Source organism: Mesorhizobium sp. M7A.F.Ca.MR.148.00.0.0 (assembly GCF_003997735.1).
Lineage (GTDB): Bacteria > Pseudomonadota > Alphaproteobacteria > Rhizobiales > Rhizobiaceae > Mesorhizobium.
In genome coordinates this window covers 1-272 of the sequence record NZ_RZTB01000558.1, presented here as the reverse complement: position 1 = coordinate 272, position 272 = coordinate 1, and the positions used below count along the sequence as shown (strand labels likewise).

Genomic DNA, 272 nt, shown 5'->3' with positions numbered 1-272 from the left:
AAGGCGGGCAAGATCGGCGTCATGCTGGTCAATCTGGGTACGCCCGACGGCACCGGTTTCAAGCCGATGTGGCGGTATCTCCGTGAATTCCTGTCCGACCCGCGCGTCATCGAACTCAACAGGGCGATCTGGTACCCGATCCTCTATGGCCTTGTGCTCACCAGGCGGCCCAAGAAATCGGGCGCCAACTACGCACGGATCTGGAACCGGGAAAAGAACGAGTCGCCGCTGCGCACCTATACCCGCGCCCAGGCCGAAAAGCTGGCCGAAGC

General features: G+C 62.1%; 1 protein-coding gene. It reads left to right on the top strand.

What is annotated here, in order from left to right; translation table 11 throughout:
• Positions 1-272 (top strand): ferrochelatase (locus EOB49_RS35310; RefSeq protein WP_206526225.1); only part of this gene is annotated, 272 nt, incomplete at both ends.